Source organism: Hymenobacter tenuis, assembly GCF_054780495.1.
In genome coordinates this window covers 63,003-79,261 of the sequence record NZ_BAAGWF010000003.1, presented here as the reverse complement: position 1 = coordinate 79,261, position 16,259 = coordinate 63,003, and the positions used below count along the sequence as shown (strand labels likewise).

At 53.3% G+C, this 16,259-nt stretch carries 15 protein-coding genes; 5 read left to right on the top strand and 10 right to left on the bottom strand.

Translation table 11 applies throughout. The features are described 5' to 3' along the window. Window positions 1-45: 45 nt before the first annotated feature. Window positions 46-2,088 (bottom strand): OmpA family protein, encoded by a 2,043-nt coding sequence (locus ACYVGU_RS11845; protein ID WP_460614852.1) that lies wholly within the window; start codon window positions 2,086-2,088, stop codon window positions 46-48. 391 nt (window positions 2,089-2,479) lie between these two features. Here ACYVGU_RS11845 and ACYVGU_RS11840 point away from each other — a divergent pair, with 391 nt between their 5' ends. Beyond that, entirely contained in the window at window positions 2,480-3,457 is a 978-nt protein-coding gene (locus ACYVGU_RS11840; RefSeq protein ID WP_460622265.1) for an isopenicillin N synthase family dioxygenase, read from the top strand. A gap of 124 nt (window positions 3,458-3,581) precedes the next feature. Further along, complete coding sequence (gene chrA, locus ACYVGU_RS11835; RefSeq protein ID WP_460622264.1) at window positions 3,582-4,814, top strand: chromate transporter; 1,233 nt, start codon at window positions 3,582-3,584, stop codon at window positions 4,812-4,814. A gap of 103 nt (window positions 4,815-4,917) precedes the next feature. On the opposite strand, the gene rfbA is transcribed toward chrA, so the two are convergent. The 7 genes from rfbA to prmC form a co-directional block, all read right to left on the bottom strand. Next, window positions 4,918-5,790 carry a sugar nucleotidyltransferase gene (gene rfbA, locus ACYVGU_RS11830; RefSeq protein WP_460622263.1) on the bottom strand — a complete coding sequence of 291 codons (873 nt, stop codon included), beginning with the start codon at window positions 5,788-5,790 and terminating at the stop codon, window positions 4,918-4,920. Window positions 5,791-5,873: 83 nt separating this feature from the next. After that, a complete protein-coding gene (locus ACYVGU_RS11825) occupies window positions 5,874-6,881 on the bottom strand; it encodes an SDR family oxidoreductase (protein ID WP_460622262.1) in 1,008 nt (335 codons plus the stop codon). 93 nt (window positions 6,882-6,974) lie between these two features. After that, window positions 6,975-8,027, bottom strand: a complete 1,053-nt coding sequence (rfbB, locus tag ACYVGU_RS11820) for a dTDP-glucose 4,6-dehydratase (protein WP_460622260.1) — start codon at window positions 8,025-8,027, stop codon at window positions 6,975-6,977. A gap of 61 nt (window positions 8,028-8,088) precedes the next feature. Continuing rightward, window positions 8,089-9,108 (bottom strand): NAD-dependent epimerase/dehydratase family protein, encoded by a 1,020-nt coding sequence (gene galE / locus ACYVGU_RS11815; protein WP_460622259.1) that lies wholly within the window; start codon window positions 9,106-9,108, stop codon window positions 8,089-8,091. 86 nt (window positions 9,109-9,194) lie between these two features. Further along, on the bottom strand, window positions 9,195-10,490 hold the full coding sequence (locus tag ACYVGU_RS11810; protein WP_460622258.1) for a nucleotide sugar dehydrogenase: 1,296 nt from the start codon (window positions 10,488-10,490) through the stop codon (window positions 9,195-9,197). A gap of 79 nt (window positions 10,491-10,569) precedes the next feature. Beyond that, window positions 10,570-11,166: an acyltransferase gene (locus ACYVGU_RS11805; protein ID WP_460622256.1), complete on the bottom strand. Its 597-nt coding sequence runs from the start codon at window positions 11,164-11,166 to the stop codon at window positions 10,570-10,572. 121 nt (window positions 11,167-11,287) lie between these two features. Continuing rightward, on the bottom strand, window positions 11,288-12,154 hold the full coding sequence (prmC, locus tag ACYVGU_RS11800; protein WP_460622255.1) for a peptide chain release factor N(5)-glutamine methyltransferase: 867 nt from the start codon (window positions 12,152-12,154) through the stop codon (window positions 11,288-11,290). Between the two features lie 123 nt (window positions 12,155-12,277). Here prmC and ribD point away from each other — a divergent pair, with 123 nt between their 5' ends. Next, window positions 12,278-13,321: a bifunctional diaminohydroxyphosphoribosylaminopyrimidine deaminase/5-amino-6-(5-phosphoribosylamino)uracil reductase RibD gene (gene ribD, locus ACYVGU_RS11795; RefSeq protein WP_460622254.1), complete on the top strand. Its 1,044-nt coding sequence runs from the start codon at window positions 12,278-12,280 to the stop codon at window positions 13,319-13,321. Between the two features lie 139 nt (window positions 13,322-13,460). Here the strand turns inward: ribD and rpmA are convergent, their stop codons facing one another. Next, window positions 13,461-13,778: a 50S ribosomal protein L27 gene (gene rpmA / locus ACYVGU_RS11790; RefSeq protein WP_460614841.1), complete on the bottom strand. Its 318-nt coding sequence runs from the start codon at window positions 13,776-13,778 to the stop codon at window positions 13,461-13,463. Between the two features lie 100 nt (window positions 13,779-13,878). Continuing rightward, a complete protein-coding gene (rplU, locus tag ACYVGU_RS11785) occupies window positions 13,879-14,184 on the bottom strand; it encodes a 50S ribosomal protein L21 (protein ID WP_244698385.1) in 306 nt (101 codons plus the stop codon). A gap of 463 nt (window positions 14,185-14,647) precedes the next feature. Here rplU and ACYVGU_RS11780 point away from each other — a divergent pair, with 463 nt between their 5' ends. Further along, window positions 14,648-15,610: a ribonucleoside-diphosphate reductase small subunit gene (locus ACYVGU_RS11780; RefSeq protein WP_460622253.1), complete on the top strand. Its 963-nt coding sequence runs from the start codon at window positions 14,648-14,650 to the stop codon at window positions 15,608-15,610. Between the two features lie 76 nt (window positions 15,611-15,686). Then, a complete protein-coding gene (locus ACYVGU_RS11775; protein WP_460622252.1) occupies window positions 15,687-15,980 on the top strand; it encodes a hypothetical protein in 294 nt (97 codons plus the stop codon). Window positions 15,981-16,259 lie beyond the last annotated feature (279 nt).

The following is a 16,259-nucleotide window of genomic DNA, read 5'->3' as shown; positions in this document are numbered from 1 at the left end:
TATGGAGCCGGCCCTTTTTACTAGGCCTGCGTTGCCTGCAAACCGTTACTTTTTGGTAATACGGAACTCCACGCGGCGGTTGAGCTTGCGGGTTTCTTCTTGCTCGTTGCTGGCAATAGGCTTGCTGCCGCCGTAGCCTTCCGTAGTGATGCGGCTGCTGGCAATACCTTTCTGCACCAGGTATTTCTTCACCTCGTTCACACGGTCCAGACTCAGCTTTACGTTCAGCTGCGGGTCGCCTTGGTTATCGGTGTGGCCTTCCAGTTTAATTTCTACCTGGGGGTAGTCTTTCAGAATCCGAACCAGGCGGAGTAGCTCCGGATAGGAGTTTTCGCGCAGGAAATACTTGCTCTGGGCAAAGAAGATATTGTTGAGCTTAATGGTCTGGCCCACGGCAAATGGCACCAAAAAGAGGTCTTGGTTTACCTCGGAGTATTTCTGGCGGTCGGTTACATCCAGGTTATCTGATTCAGCTAGGTAGTCTTTGGCTTCAGCGCGGTAGCCATAGTGGGCGCCCGAGGGTAACACAATGGTGTAAGAGCCATCGACGGGACTGGTTTCGGCTACCCCAATTTCTTCGCCCGTCAGCAGGTTTTCGTAGCGAATGGTAGCAGCCACGGGCTTTTTGGAAGCAGCATCCAGCACACGGCCGCGTACCAACGTTACTATTTCCGGCCGCAGCGTTGGCGTTAGGTTAATCCGGAAAATGTCTTTTGAGCCGCCAATCCCATTGCGCGCTGATACCAGATAGGCATCTTCGCCGGCCGCAGACACCGTGTAGTAGGCGTCAAAATCGGGTGAGTTCACGTTCGGGCCTAGGTTGCGCGGCTTGCTCCAGTTAGTCCACGAGTCATCGAGGCGCTTGGCGTAAAAGATGTCGCTCTTGCCATAGCCGCCATGGCCTTCGGAGGCAAAGTACAGCGTCTTGCCATCGGCCGCCAGAAACGGCGCAAATTCAGGCTTTTTGGTATTGATGTTAGGCCCTAGGTTACGAGGTTTAGTCCAGGTTTTACCGTCGGCTTTCAAGAAGCTCACGAAAATATCCTGCTCCCCTTGGCCATCTTTGCGGTCGACGGCCATCAAAAGCACTTTGCCTGAGGTAGCGAGGTAGTAATCTACGTTTTCCGGGTCGTCGTTGTAGAAATCGTCAATCTCAATTTTAGCGGGTTGGCTCCAGCCCGTGCGCGTCCGCCGCGACATGCTCAGGCCCTTGGGGTCCAGTGAGCCATCGGGGTTATAGACGTTGATTAGCACAGCCGTATTGCCATCCGAGGAAACTGCCGCCAGGCCGTTGGGGCCAGAGGTATTGATTGGTCCGCCGATGTTTTTGGCGGGGTTCCAAGCTCTCTTTTCGGCGTTGGCCAGGGTGCTGTACCACACGTCCTGCACATCTTTGGCTCCGCCGGAGTTTTGCGGACTTTCCTGCCTAGCGAAAAACAAGGTGCGCCCATCCGGCGAAATAACCGGGTGCGTATCTACATACTTAGAGTTTACGTTTGGCCCGAGGTTTACCATGGCTGAGTCAAAGCTTACTCCCGGCATTTCGTTCACAAACTCCTTCTTCACCATGGTTTCCGCCACATCGGCCGCCCCGATGGCGTCAATCTGGTTTACGCCATTCACGGCCTTGGTATTCATGGTCACTACTACACCAATGGTGCGGTAGGTGCCCGGCGAAAACGTGACCTGCAACGAGCGAAACTGCTCTGGAATAGGCCCAGGACTGTCGTTAGTATATACCTGGTGCTTTCCGCCTCGGGTATCTACTAGCTCTATTTTGGTAATGGAGCCCGGATTAAAGTTCTCGACCACCGTCACCTGCTTGGCTACTATCGATTTGCCAAAGCGGATTTCGATAAACTCGTTGGTGCCTTCTTTCTTCGGAATCCAGGCTTCGTTGCTTGCTTGCCCTAGTGGAATGGCATTTGGCTCGCCTATTACTTTATCAGGAGAGAAGGGTTCTTTGCCTTCTGCTTTCTGCGACGACACCGCTACAACCTTCGTTGCCCATACAGCGTGTTGCGCCTGCACTAGCGTATTTGCTCCCAACACCACTCCCAACGACAACAGTAACTTTGTAACGTTCATACAATCAAGGCAAAACAAAATCTTCGGAAGGACGGTCAGCAACTTGCCGGCTGGTTCAGCACTCAGAAGACGTCCTGAGGCGGGTTGAGGTTTCGGTTTGCACGAAAGACACCCCGGAAGCCACATAGCGCGTCTCCGACTTTTTGTGAATTTCGAATTTAAAACTGGAAAATAGCGTTTTTTTCTCCATGAATTTAAGACGCTACCCCTGCCGACCAACTAGTCAGCGTAAATAAGAGTAGCCAACCTGCTATCACCAGAAATTGAAAGTTGGTTAAGCTTGCAAGATACTTACTAGGCACCTTCCGTGCCAAGGCCTCGGTCGCCAGATCGGCTGTTTTGTCGTATCTTGCAGCCTCCAAATTGCCCCCCAATAAGTACATTTTTTCATATGGAAGAAAAGCTGCTGGAGGCCATCCCCTCCCTCGACTTGGCTGATTTCCGCTCCGGTGACCCTGAGCGCAAAGCCCGTTTTGTGCAACAACTCGGCGAAGCCTACCAAAATATCGGTTTCGTAGCGCTCAAGAACCACGGCCTCACGGATGAGCAAACACAAAAGCTGTATGCTGACGTAAAATCCTTTTTCGGCCTGCCTGATGACGTGAAGCGTCAGTACGAAAAGCCAGAGCTGGCAGGCCAGCGTGGCTACGTAAGCAAAGGCAAAGAGCACGCAAAAGGCCGCAATACCGGCGACCTGAAAGAGTTCTACCACGTGGGCCAGGAGGTTGATGATACCAACGACCCCATCAAGGCAGAGTACCCCGATAACATCTGGCCGTCGGAAGTAGAAAGCTTCCAGAATACGTCGCTCACTACTTATAAAACGCTGGAGGCAGCCGGTAAAGATGTACTCCGGGCCATTGCGCTGTATCTGCAGCTGCCCGAAAACTACTTCGATGACAAGGTGCGCAACGGCAATAGCATCCTGCGCCCGATTCATTACTACCCCATCGAGAACCCCGATGAAGTGCCCGCTGATGCCGTCCGCGCAGCTGAGCACGGCGACATTAACCTGATTACGCTGCTGATGGGTGCCTCGGCCGATGGTCTGCAGGTGCTGCGCCGCGATGGGAAGTGGATTCCGATTACGGCCCTCCCCGACCAGATTGTGGTAAACGTGGGGGACATGCTCCAGCGCCTGACCAACGGTGTGCTGAAAAGCACCATTCACCGCGTGGTGAACCCACCCCGGGAAAAGATGAACTCTTCGCGCTACAGTATTCCGTTCTTCATGCATCCGCGCTCCGAAATGAGCTTGGCGGCGCTGAACAGCTGCGTAACAGCTGAGAACCCAAAGAAAGAAGCGGACATCACTGCCGGCGAGTTTCTGAACGAGCGGCTCATTGAGCTAGGTCTGAAAAAGAAGTAAACCGTTTGGGCTGATTTTTTGAACTGTTGCCGGCCCCGGCTGCCCTGCGCAGCCGGGGCCGGTTGCTTTTCCGGTTGGTTTGCCCGTCCTTGTCTGGCGCACTTTTGCCTTCTGCTTTCCCCCGATGTTGATTTCCCCAGAAGACATCCAGCTGGCTCCCTCCTCCCACCGCTCGGAGCGGGTGAAACGGGTGCGCAATATCATTTTCCTGAAAGACGTAGGCGCGCTGGGGCTTTCTGCTTTTGGCGGTCCGCAGGCACATATGGCCATGATGCTACGCCTGCTCGTAGACAAGCGCCGCTACCTTACCGCCGCTGAGTTGCTGGAGCTGACGGCCCTCTGCCAGATTTTACCAGGTCCCACCTCTACCCAGACCATTACGGCCATTGGCTTTCGCTTGGGAGGGCCAAACCTAGCATACCTCACTCTGCTCGTCTGGATGCTGCCCGCAGTGTGCATCATGACGGTAGCTGGCCTTACCATTAGTTACCTTGATAAGAGTTTAGTGGCCCGGCTGGTGCAGTTTGTGCAGCCGGTGGCCGTGGGGTTTGTAGCCTATTCCGCTTACAAAATTGCTGAGAAGGTAATCCACACGAAGACCTCAGTGGCTCTCATGGTAGTAGCGGCTATGCTGGTGTATCGGTTTCAGGTGCCTTGGCTGATGCCGCTGTTGCTGCTGGCCGGCGGCCTGATCACGACCTTTCGTTACCGCAAACTGCCTCAGGAAACTAAGGTGCCCATGCGCATTGAGTGGTCTAACTTTTTGCTGTGGCTAGGCGTGTTCATAGGCGCCGCTTTGTTGGGCCACTACACCCGCCTGTTACCGGTGCGGTTATTCGAGAACTTCTACCGCAACGGCAGCCTGGTGTTTGGGGGCGGACAGGTATTGGCGCCGTTGTTTTATACTGAGTTTGTAGAGTTCAAGCGTTACCTCACGCCCGAAGAATTTCTTTCCGGCCTCGGGATTGTACAGGCGCTACCCGGGCCCAACTTTTCGTTTGCCTCCTACATTGGCGCGCTAGCTATGCGCCGAGACGGAAGCGGCCTTGATGGACAATTACTAGGGGCTCTGGTGGGCGCAGCCGGTATTTTCATGCCGGGCACTCTGCTCATTTTCTTCTTGATTCGCTTTTGGGATCAACTCAAGCGTTATCGGGTAGTAAAGGCCTCCTTAGAAGGTATCAATGCCGTTTCAGCAGGCTTGGTTTGTGCCGCTACCTTCCTGCTATATCACCCCTTACCCGACACGCCCATAAATCTTCTGCTCATTGGCGTGACCTTTCTACTGCTGCTCTGGGAGCGAATTCCTTCGTATGCCATCGTGATGGTAGCGCTGGGTGCTGGCTTGCTTTTTTGATCTATCACTGCGGCTTGCCCATCTGCTTAGAAACAGAAAGACCGCCAATTGATTGGCGGTCTTTCTGTTTCAGGGTTTGATACGTGCTAACAGCTAGCAACTCTTACATCAGGTGCTGCTCTGGCAGATGCATGAGGTAGTCGCCGTAGCCGCTCTTGCGCAAGGGCTCTGCAATTTTCCGGAGTTGGTCAGCATTAATGAAGCCTTGGCGGTACGCAATTTCTTCGATGGAGCCTACTTTCAGGCCCTGTCGCTGCTCCAATACCCGCACAAATTCTCCGGCCTGCATCAGGCTCTCGAACGTGCCGGTATCTAGCCAGGCCGTGCCCCTACCGAGAATACCCACCTTCAGCTTACCCCGCCGCAGGTACTCCTGGTTGATGTCGGTAATTTCGTACTCGCCGCGAGGGCTGGGCTTCAGGTTCTTTGCTATTTCTACTACTTCGTTATCATAAAAATAGAGGCCCGGCACGGCATAGTTGCTTTTCGGCTTTGCCGGCTTTTCCTCAATGCTGAGCGCTTTGTTGTTCTCATCAAACTCCACTACTCCGTACCGCTCAGGGTCGTGCACGTGGTAAGCATATACTACGCCGCCATCCGGGCTGTTATTCGACTTTAACAGTTCTTCCATGCCTTCGCCGTGAAAGATGTTGTCGCCGAGTACCAATGCCACTTTATCATCCCCGATGAAATCAGCGCCTAGCACGAACGCCTGAGCCAACCCATTAGGCACCTCCTGAACGGTATACTGGAAATTGCACCCTAGCGCAGTGCCGTCGCCCAGCAGCTTTTTAAACTGGGTTTGGTCGTGCGGCGTGGTAATGATCAAGATATCCTTGATACCAGCCATCATCAGAATCGACAAGGGATAGTAAATCATCGGCTTATCATAGACCGGCATAAGCTGCTTGGACACTGCCAGGGTAAGCGGATGCAGTCGGGTGCCGGAACCGCCGGCGAGAATGATGCCTTTCATCAGAGACGTTGTAGATAACTATTTTCCAGATACTCAGAGCTCCAGGGTATGCTAAGCATTCTTACTTAGCATACCCTGGAGCTCTAGTTGCGCTCCGCTATAAACTCAGGGTTAGCTTTAAACCAAGCTAAGGTCTTCTGCAAGCCTTCCCGAATCCGGATTTCGGGTTCATAACCCAGTAAGTTTTTGGCCTTGCTGATATCTGCTAGTGAGTCGCGAATGTCACCGGGGCGGTCAGGGCCATATTCTGGAGTGATATCAGATCCAGCCTCTTCCTTCAGAATATTGAACAGGTCATTCAACGAGGTGCGGTCGGCTACAGCAATGTTATACACCTGATTCACTGCCTCTGGATTCTGTACTAGCGCAGCCTTAATATTGGCCTGTACGCAGTTCTCAACAAAGGTGAAGTCGCGGGTCTGGCCGCCATCTCCATTCATGCGAGGCGCTTTTCCTTCCAGCACAGCATCAATAAACAGCGGAATTACCGCTGCGTATGCCCCATTCGGGTCTTGGCGGGGGCCGAAAATATTGAAGTAACGCAGGCCGATAATTTCCATGCCATATGTCTTTCCGAACACATCGGCATAAAGCTCATTGGCATACTTCGTTACAGCGTACGGCGACAAGGGCTTGCCGATGCGGTCTTCTACTTTGGGCAGCGCCTTGTGGTCGCCATAGGTGGAGCTGGAAGCGGCATAAACGAACCGTTTTACCCCAGCTTCTTTAGCTCCAACCAACATATTAACAAAGCCTCCAACGTTCACATCATTGCTCGTGATAGGGTCGTTGATGGAGCGAGGAACGGAGCCTAGGGCCGCCTGGTGTAGCACAACGTCCACCCCCTTGCAAGCATCAATGCATGTTTGCCGGTCGCGGATGTCTCCTTCAATCACGCGAAGAGCTGGGTTGCTTTCAAATAACGCTACGTTCTTCCGGAACCCGTTTGAGAAGTTGTCCAGCACACGAACCTCTTTGGCCCCATACTTTAGTAGATATTCTACCAGATTCGAACCTATGAATCCAGCACCACCCGTAACCAGGAAGGACAGGTTATCTAAGGGCTGATTGTGGAAGGGGGTCTCGTACATATTTCGCTGGGCCAACCTAAAAGTGACCGCTGTTAAGTAGTTGGGTGAGTTGTATAGCTGAATATGTTGCTTCAGCTACTGGCGGCAGGGAGGTTACCCGTTGTACTGCCGCTGGTAATAATCCTGGTAAGCGCCGCTCGTTACGTGCTCCAGCCATTCTTGGTTTGTGAGGTACCAATCTACCGTCTGGGAAAGGCCTTCCTCGAAGGTTACAGAAGGTTTCCAGCCTAGCTCATTCATGATTTTGCTGGAATCAATGGCGTAGCGCAAATCGTGGCCGGCACGGTCCGTCACGAATGTGATGAGCTTGCGGGAAGTACCTTTTTCCTGACCCGTTTTTTCATCCAGCGTGTCGCAGAGCAGATGAATCAGGTCGAGGTTTTTCCACTCATTTACGCCCCCAATGTTGTAGGTCTCGCCTACTTTGCCTTTATGAAAGACGGCGTCGATGGCAGTGGCGTGGTCTTTCACAAACAACCAGTCGCGCACATTTTCGCCCTTGCCGTATACCGGCACCGGTTGATTAGTTTGGATCCGGTGAATAGCTAGTGGAATCAGCTTTTCAGGAAAGTGGTTAGGGCCGTAATTGTTAGAGCAGTTGCTCAGCTTCACAGGCATGTGGTACGTATGGTACCACGCCCGTACAAAATGGTCTGAGGCTGCTTTGGAAGCAGAATATGGTGAGCGAGGATCGTAAGGGGTTTCCTCGGTGAACATCTCCGGACCCATTTCCAACGAGCCGTACACTTCGTCGGTGCTTACATGATAGAAGGTTTTGCCTTCGTAGCCCAACGGCTTCCACAGGTTTTTGGCGGCATTCAGCAGATGTACAGTACCTAGCACGTTCGTTTTCACAAATGCCAAGGGGTCCGTGATGCTTCGATCCACGTGCGACTCCGCTGCCAAGTGAATTACCGCATCTGGCTCCTCGGTAGCGAACAGATGATCCACAAACGCTTGATCGGTAATATCACCCTTCACCAACCGGTAGTTTGGCGCCGATTCGATGTCACGCAGGTTTTCTAGGTTGCCAGCATAGGTCAAAGCATCCAGGTTGATAATATGATACTCCGGATACTTCGTTACGAACAAGCGCACCACGTGCGACCCAATGAATCCGGCACCGCCGGTGATGATGATTTTCATGATCAGTATTTTATGATTTAGAGCTTAGTAGGCGGACGCGATATTCTGCTTGCTGCTCCGGCTACAGCGTCTGTTGCCATTTCCATGCACTGGCCAACGCTTCTTCCAAAGTAGAGGTAGTCTGAAACCCTAATTCCTTGGTGGCCTTGGTTACGTCGGCATAGATGGCAGGTACATCGCCCGCACGAGGCGGGCCGATAACGTAGTTCAGCTTTTGTCCGGTCGCCCGCTCGAATGCGTGAACCACTTCCAGCACCGAGTTACCGTGGCCGGTACCGACGTTAAACGTTTCTACCGCCTCACCGCTGCTTTCCAGCAGGCGTTTTACCGCAACTACGTGCGCTTTCGCTAGGTCCACCACATGCACATAGTCGCGGATGTTGGTGCCATCCGGCGTATTGTAGGTGTTGCCGTAGATGGTAAGCTTTTCCCGAATTCCGGCTGCAGTTTGCGTCACGTACGGGATAAGGTTCTGCGGAATGCCTAGCGGTAGCTCGCCGATTTTAGCGGAAGGATGGGCCCCGATAGGGTTGAAGTAGCGCAACAGGATAGTTCGCAACCCTACGTTTGGCACCGCAGCTACATCGCGCAGAATATCTTCGCACATCTGCTTGGTAGCCCCGTAAGGAGAATTGGCCTTTTTGGTAGGTGTTTGCTCTGTTACTGGCAACGCATCAGGAATTCCATATACCGTGCACGAAGAAGAGAACACCAGGGCCTCTACCCCGAACTCGCGCATTACTTGCAGCAGGGCCAGGAGGGAACCAACGTTATTCTGATAATACTCCAGTGGCTTCTGCATAGACTCGCCTACCGCCTTAAAGGCCGCAAAGTGAATCACACCACGCAAGCTACCTTCCTCAGCAAAAACGGCCCGCATTGCTTCTGCATCATTGCAGTCAATTTGGTGGAAAGGCACTCTCACACCCAAAATCTGCTCTATCCCTTGCAGAGCAGACTCTTGAGAATTGCAGAAATTATCTACTATTACTGGCTGAAATCCAGCCTCATATAGCTCTACTACAGCATGAGAACCAATGTAACCGGCTCCACCCGTAACAAGAATTTTAATTCTGTCCATCTTCGAGTTAATAAAGGATGAGATAGGGCATTAGAGAGATGAACCTATGCCTGCACCAAAACTGCTCCAAGCTCGTGCCCGCCCAGTTACAGGCTCCAATAAGCCAATTCCTGAATCTTGTTACGGAACAGGCCTTTGATATCCACGATTACCGCAGGCTGATTGGTGATAGACTGAAAATACGACTCATCCAGTTCGGTGTAGGCCTTATGGCTTACCGCTACAACTATACCGTCATAGTCCGTGCGAACTTCGTTTTCGGGTGTTAGCCGGAAGCCGTACTCATGGAACAGTTCTTCTGAGTCGGCGTGCGGATCAACGATGTCTACGTTCACGGAGAAGTTCTTCAGCTCGTTGATGACATCGGCTACCTTGGAGTTTCGGATGTCCTCCACGTTCTCCTTGAACGTAGCTCCCATAACCAGTACACGGCTTTTGGAAACGTCTTTGCCCTGCTTGATCATCGTTTGCACCGTTTTGCGCGCGATGTAAGCCCCCATATCATCGTTGGTAGTCCGGCCCGAGAGAATCACTTTGGCATCGTACCCCAGCTCTTTGGCCTTATAGGTGAGGTAGTACGGATCAACACCGATGCAATGGCCGCCTACTAGGCCGGGCGAGAACTTAAGGAAGTTCCATTTGGTGCCGGCGGCTTCCAACACCTCATATGTATTGATGCTCATGCGGTCAAAAATCATCGACAACTCGTTCATCAAAGCAATATTGACGTCGCGCTGGGTGTTTTCGATGATTTTGGCTGCTTCGGCCACCTTGATGCTGCTGGCCCGGTGTACACCGGCCTTTACTACTAGCTCGTATGTTTTGGCAATCTCCTCCAATGACTCTGCGTCGCAGCCAGCTACAACCTTTACAATGCTGGATAGGGTATGCTCCTTATCACCAGGGTTAATGCGCTCCGGTGAGTAGCCCACTTTGAAATCCTCCAAGAATTTCAGGCCCGATAGTTTCTCCATTACCGGAATGCAGTCTTCTTCGGTGCAACCAGGGTATACAGTGCTTTCAAACACCACATAGTCACCCTTCTTCAGCACTTTACCTACTGAAGAGGAAGCACCTAGCAAGGGCTTGAGGTCGGGTTGGGCATGCTCATCGATGGGCGTGGGAACGGCTACTATATAGAAAGTCGCTTCGCGTAGTACGTCCAACGAATCGGTGAACTCAATATCGCAGCCCTCAAAGTCCTTGGCTTCCAACTCACCACTGGGGTCTATGTTGTTACGCATCATCTCCACCCGCTTCGCGTTGATATCGAAGCCAATAACTTTGATTTTGCGCGCGAATTCTAAGGCGATGGGCAGGCCTACATAGCCGAGGCCAATGACGGCCAGCTTGGCCTGTTTCTGGAGAAGTTGCTCGTACACGATATGGAATGCTTAAGGTTTACTTTGTTAGAACTCTAGCTTATAACTTTTAAGCTAGAAACTGATTACTAGAAGGACGCTAGCCGGGGCTGATACGGGAAACCCGGCCGTCGGTTAACTGATAGTGCTCGTGACTTTCCGGGCAGACGGCCCGACCCGCAGTATCGAACGTGAGCCGATGCCCGTGCGTGCTCATCCAGCCGCGTTGCCGGGCGGGGTTGCCATATACCAAGGCATAGGCTGGTACATCCTTGGTTACCACGGAACCCGCACCAACGAAAGCGTATTCGCCTAGGTTCACGCCGCATACAATGGTGCTGTTGGCACCTATACTGGCCCCTTGAGCAACTCGCGTCGGCAGATAATGCTCAGCACCTCGCCGCGGTACTGCTGCTCGCGGGTTCAGCACGTTGGTGAATACCACAGAAGGCCCCAGAAAAACGTCGTCCTGGCACTCCACGCCGGAATACAGGCTAACATTGTTCTGCACCTTTACATTGCGGCCGAGCTTCACGCCATCGGCTACGAATACATTTTGGCCTAGTGAGCACCCCTCCCCTAGTTGGGCAGTGGCACTTACGTGGGTAAAATGCCAGATCCGGCAGCCAGCACCGATGCAGCAGCCCTCATCGAGGACAGCAGTTGGGTGCGAGTAGTAGCCGGAAACATCGGGCATGCCGGAAGAAGTAGTGAGCAGAATTTCAGCCGGCAAAGGTAAGGGTTTTGTCAGTGTATTCTGAAGTTCAGCCGAGCGAGGTCTGAATATCGGGCACTTAACTGCGCTACGGTTGTGCTACTTAAAGCTGCAACCCGGGCCAGATGGCGCGCACCATACGTTCTTTATCGAATATATCTCGGCAAGTTTCGACCGCAGAATACCCTAGCCCGCTGAGCATCTGCACAGTTTCTTCAGCAAACTGCTCATTAATTTCAAAGTAAAGATGTCCTCCCGCTACCAGCCACTTGCGACCTAGCTCAGCAATGCGCCTATAAAAGAGCAATGGGTCGTGGTCAGGTACGAACAGCGCCGTGGCCGGCTCATATTCCAACACGTTAGGGCGCATCAAAGGACGCTCGTTTTCCAGTACATACGGCGGGTTGCTCACGACCACATCCTGAAGCTCGGCTAATTTCGGCACTTGCTTGAGAATATCAACCTGCTGGAAATCAACAGCTACCTTATACGTAGCGGCATTCTGGCGGGCTACTTGCAATGCTTCGGCGGATATATCCAGGGCCGTAAAGCGTGCGGCAGGCAACAGTTGCGCTAGGGCCAGCGGTATGCACCCAGATCCGGTCCCAACATCAAGCACCCGGAGGCTGGTGCGGCCACGCTGCTCACGTGCAATCAAGGATACTAGTTCTTCGGTTTCGGGGCGAGGAATCAGGGTAGCAGGGGATACGGCTAACTCCAGGCCGGCAAAGTGTGCTACCCCCAGTACATACTGCAACGGCTCATGGCGGAGCAGCCTCGCCTGGATGGCAGCAAGTTGCTGTACTGTGGCTTCTGGCACTTCTTCCGCCGCCTGCATCCGCCTTTGTAACGAAGAAAGACCTAGTACATGCTCCACAACCTGCCCTGCCATTGCCTCTGCCTCTGAAGCTGGGTAGATGGCGGCAAGGGCGGAAACCAGGTGCTGGGTCAGGAGGCGAAGCGTAGGCATGGCACAAAGGTACTTGGGTTTGGCCTCTACCGGGGCCTAGCAACTTGGGCTCTGCCAAACTTTGTAGTTATTGTCGGGGCTGTATATTCACCCTTCTTTGCCTCCTACCCCACCCACCCACCCATGTCAGGCTTCTCCGATTTTGATCAACTGATGATGCGCCGGGCGCTTGACCTAGCCCGTTTGGGCACTGGCTACGTCCGACCTAACCCCCTGGTAGGTTGCGTAATCACGCACGAAGGCCGCATTATTGGGGAAGGCTGGCATCAGCAGTATGGAGGGCCACATGCTGAAGTAAATGCTATAGCCGCCGTAACCGAGACTCACTTGCTACCCCAAAGCCGGGTGTACGTCACGCTAGAGCCCTGCTCGCATTTTGGCAAAACGCCGCCCTGCGCCGACTTGCTCATCGAGAAGGGGGTAGCAGAAGTAGTGATTTGTAATCTTGACCCGAACCCCTTGGTAGCGGGGCGCGGTATGCAGAAGCTTCGCGACGCAGGCATCCGGGTCGAGACAGGCGTGCTGGAAGCGGAAGGCCGCTGGCTAAATCGGCGCTTTTTCACATTTCAAGAGCGGCAGCGCCCGTACGTGGTGCTTAAGTGGGCCGAGACATCAGATGGCTACTTGGCCGGGCCGTATTTCCAGCCAGTTGCCATCAGCGGCGAGCTGGCCCGGGTAGCCGTGCACCAGTGGCGGGCTGAGGAGCACGCTATTTTAGTAGGCACCCGCACCGCCCTCCACGACAACCCCCGCCTCAACGTGCGCGCCTGGCCCGGCCAAGACCCCATCAGGCTGGTAATCGACAAGAACCTGTGCTTGCCGCCCACTCACCACTTGCTCGATGGCTCTCAGCCCACTGTAGTGTACACGTATCGGGAGCGGCAAGCGAAAGACCACCTAGACTTCGTACCCCTCTCCGAAGCAGAAGACCTGTTCCCCCAAATTCTAGCCAGCCTTTACCAGCGCAATGTGCAGTCGGTGCTCGTGGAAGGCGGGCCTACGGTCCTGAACTCCTTGCTTAAAGATGGCTTATGGGACGAAGCACGTATTATCCGCAGCCCCAAGCTGCTAGGCGGCGGCGTAGCCTCACCACACATGACTCTTACCGGGCTGCATGAGCACTTCCTACTCGGCGACGATGAAGTATTTGTGTATCATCGGCAGTAAGCTGGCTGTTAACACATACGCAGCATAGGAGTGAGTTGGCCTCAGGGGTTTGCCCGAATAGGCCACCTAGTAGCAATGCAAAAAGGGACAGGCCTTGCGGACTGTCCCTTGGGCTTACAATTTCGGTTAAATCCGAAACCTAGGCGTTGCCGTGTGCTTCAGCCGAAGCTGTGGCGGAGGTGTGAACCTCAGCAGCTTCAACAACACCGGGCAGTACCGATACAAACGAACGGTCTTTGCGGCCCTTGCGGAACTGCACCGTGCCGTCGATCATAGCGAACAGGGTGTGGTCTTTGCCGATACCCACGTTCTGGCCGGGGTGGTGCTTAGTACCACGCTGACGCACGATAATGTTGCCGGCGATGATGTCTTGACCACCGAATATTTTCACGCCGAGACGCTTGGAATGCGATTCACGACCGTTGTTGGAGCTACCTACGCCTTTCTTGTGTGCCATGGTATTGTTGAGTTAAGAGTTTTTGAATTGCCGGTTGCCAGTTGATTGAAGCCGAATCGTACACCGACTGGCAACTGGAAACACAAGACAGGCGACTCAATTACCCGATGCTGTTGATCATTACTTTGGTGAATTGCTGACGGTGGCCGTTCAGCTTCTTGTAGCCCTTGCGGCGCTTCTTCTTGAACACCAATACCTTGTCGCCCTTTACGTGAGCCAGGATAGTGCCGCTTACGGTCACGTCCAACTCAGGGGCGCCAATGGTGAGGGTTCCGTTATCATCGGTCAGCAGGGCCTTGCCCAGCTCCACGGTGTCGCCGACGTTGCCAGCCAAACGGTGGGCGTATACAAATTTATTGGCTTCGACCTTAGTCTGCTTCCCGGCTATGTTGACAATTGCGTACATCGGCGTCTTCGCGGTTTCTGAAAAATGGAAGGCAAAAGTAGAAGGATCATTTTACAAATCCAAACCTAACTCACTAAACATCATTGGCCCTGCCCCTAGCGAGCTGAAATAGCACTTCTGCACCCTCTAAGCAGGAACACGCCAGCGGGTACGCGCATACATTTTTTGTGGATAACTGCAATTGTCCACAGCGCAAATGTGGATAACCTTGGTGAAAAATATTTTCAGCTTTCTGTTTCTGCCTGATTCTGACCTAGTAGCCGGCTACTACCACCGAGGCAGCATAGGCAAAAAATAACAGAGAAAAAATGCCTAACGGCAGCCGGCCTTCCGGTTTGAGGGGTTTATCTTTGGCTTCCGGCCTAGCCCGAATCCGCTGAAACAATCCGCTCTGGCCTTGGGTTAGCTCCACGCTACCCACCTTGGGGCGGCTTCTGTTATCTACCCATTTTACTTTGTTGCCATGGAACCTCTGCTCACCGAGAACCCCAACCGCTTCGTCCTCTTCCCGATTCAGCACAACGATGTGTGGCAGATGTACAAGAAGGCCGAGGCCTCGTTCTGGACGGCCGAGGAAATTGACTTGTCGCAGGACCAGAAAGACTGGGAAAACCTGAACGACGGCGAGCGGCATTTTATCAGCCACGTACTAGCTTTCTTCGCGGCCTCCGATGGCATCGTGAACGAGAACCTGGCCGTGAACTTTATGCAGGAAGTACAGATGGCCGAGGCCCGCTGCTTCTACGGCTTCCAGGTGATGATGGAAAACATCCACTCGGAAACCTACTCCCTGCTGATTGACACCTACATCAAAGACCCCAAGCAGAAAGACCACTTATTCAACGCACTGGAAACCGTGCCGTGCGTGAAAAAGAAGGGCGAGTGGGCCATCAAATGGATTAACTCCGAGAACTTCACCGAGCGCCTGATTGCCTTTGCGGCCGTAGAAGGCATCTTCTTCTCGGGCTCGTTCTGCTCCATCTTCTGGCTGAAAAAGCGCGGCCTGATGCCCGGCCTCACGTTCTCGAACGAACTGATTTCCCGCGACGAAGGCCTGCACTGCGACTTTGCTTGCTTGCTATACAAAGACCACTTGCAGAACAAGTTGCCGGAAAGCCGCGTGCACGAAATCATCAAGGATGCGGTGCAGATTGAGCAGGAGTTTGTGACCGATGCGCTGCCCGTGAACCTGATTGGCATGAACGCCCAGCTGATGAGCCAGTACATTGAGTTTGTGGCCGACCGCTTGCTGGAGTCGCTTGGGTACAGCAAGATTTACGGCGCCACCAACCCCTTCGACTTCATGGAAATGATTTCGCTGCAGGGCAAAACCAACTTCTTCGAGAAGCGCGTGGGCGAATACCAAAAGGCCGGCGTGATGAGCGAACGGACTTCCAATGCCTTTTCGCTCGACGAGGATTTCTAAGCCCCGGAAACTCCCCTAACAGCCATACCCCAAAAGCGGCCCGTTGTACCAGCGGGCCGCTTTTTTGCGAATGCGTATGCTCCCATTACCTACCGTTCAGGCCAAAGCCAACGAGGCCATTGCGCGCTGTTTAGGATTAGGCTTAGATGAACAAAGAAGCGAATTAATCAAGCAGGAGTATGGCTTTGCTACCTTCTGCTTTGTACAGGAAGCCTATACGTTCGCCGTTAACTACCTGATTGATTGGTCGGAGTGGACGCTGGACGAGGCGCTGCCGCACGTGACGCAAGGACTGCGGGCCAGGTATCCCTTCCTGACTGAGGCCAGTATTCGGCGGCTCAGCAACTGCTTTGCCTACGTGTGGAAGTAGGCCCCATCGAAAGCTGCCAGCTACTAGGGTACCTGCTGGCTCAAACCGGTGCCTGACCGACAATACCATTTCTTCGGCAAATCAGCAACCTGATTTCTAACTTCATTAGCCAGCTATATAGCGCAGTGCTAATCACAAAAAACCGCCTAAGCACTAGTGTTTTAGGCGTATGTGGAAAACTTCTGAAAAGAAGGTTTGTCCTGACATTTTAAGACGGATATCTTCGGAACCGTTGACCTGCCTTTCACCGCCGGGCCGACCCCGAAGTCTAGTTAAACG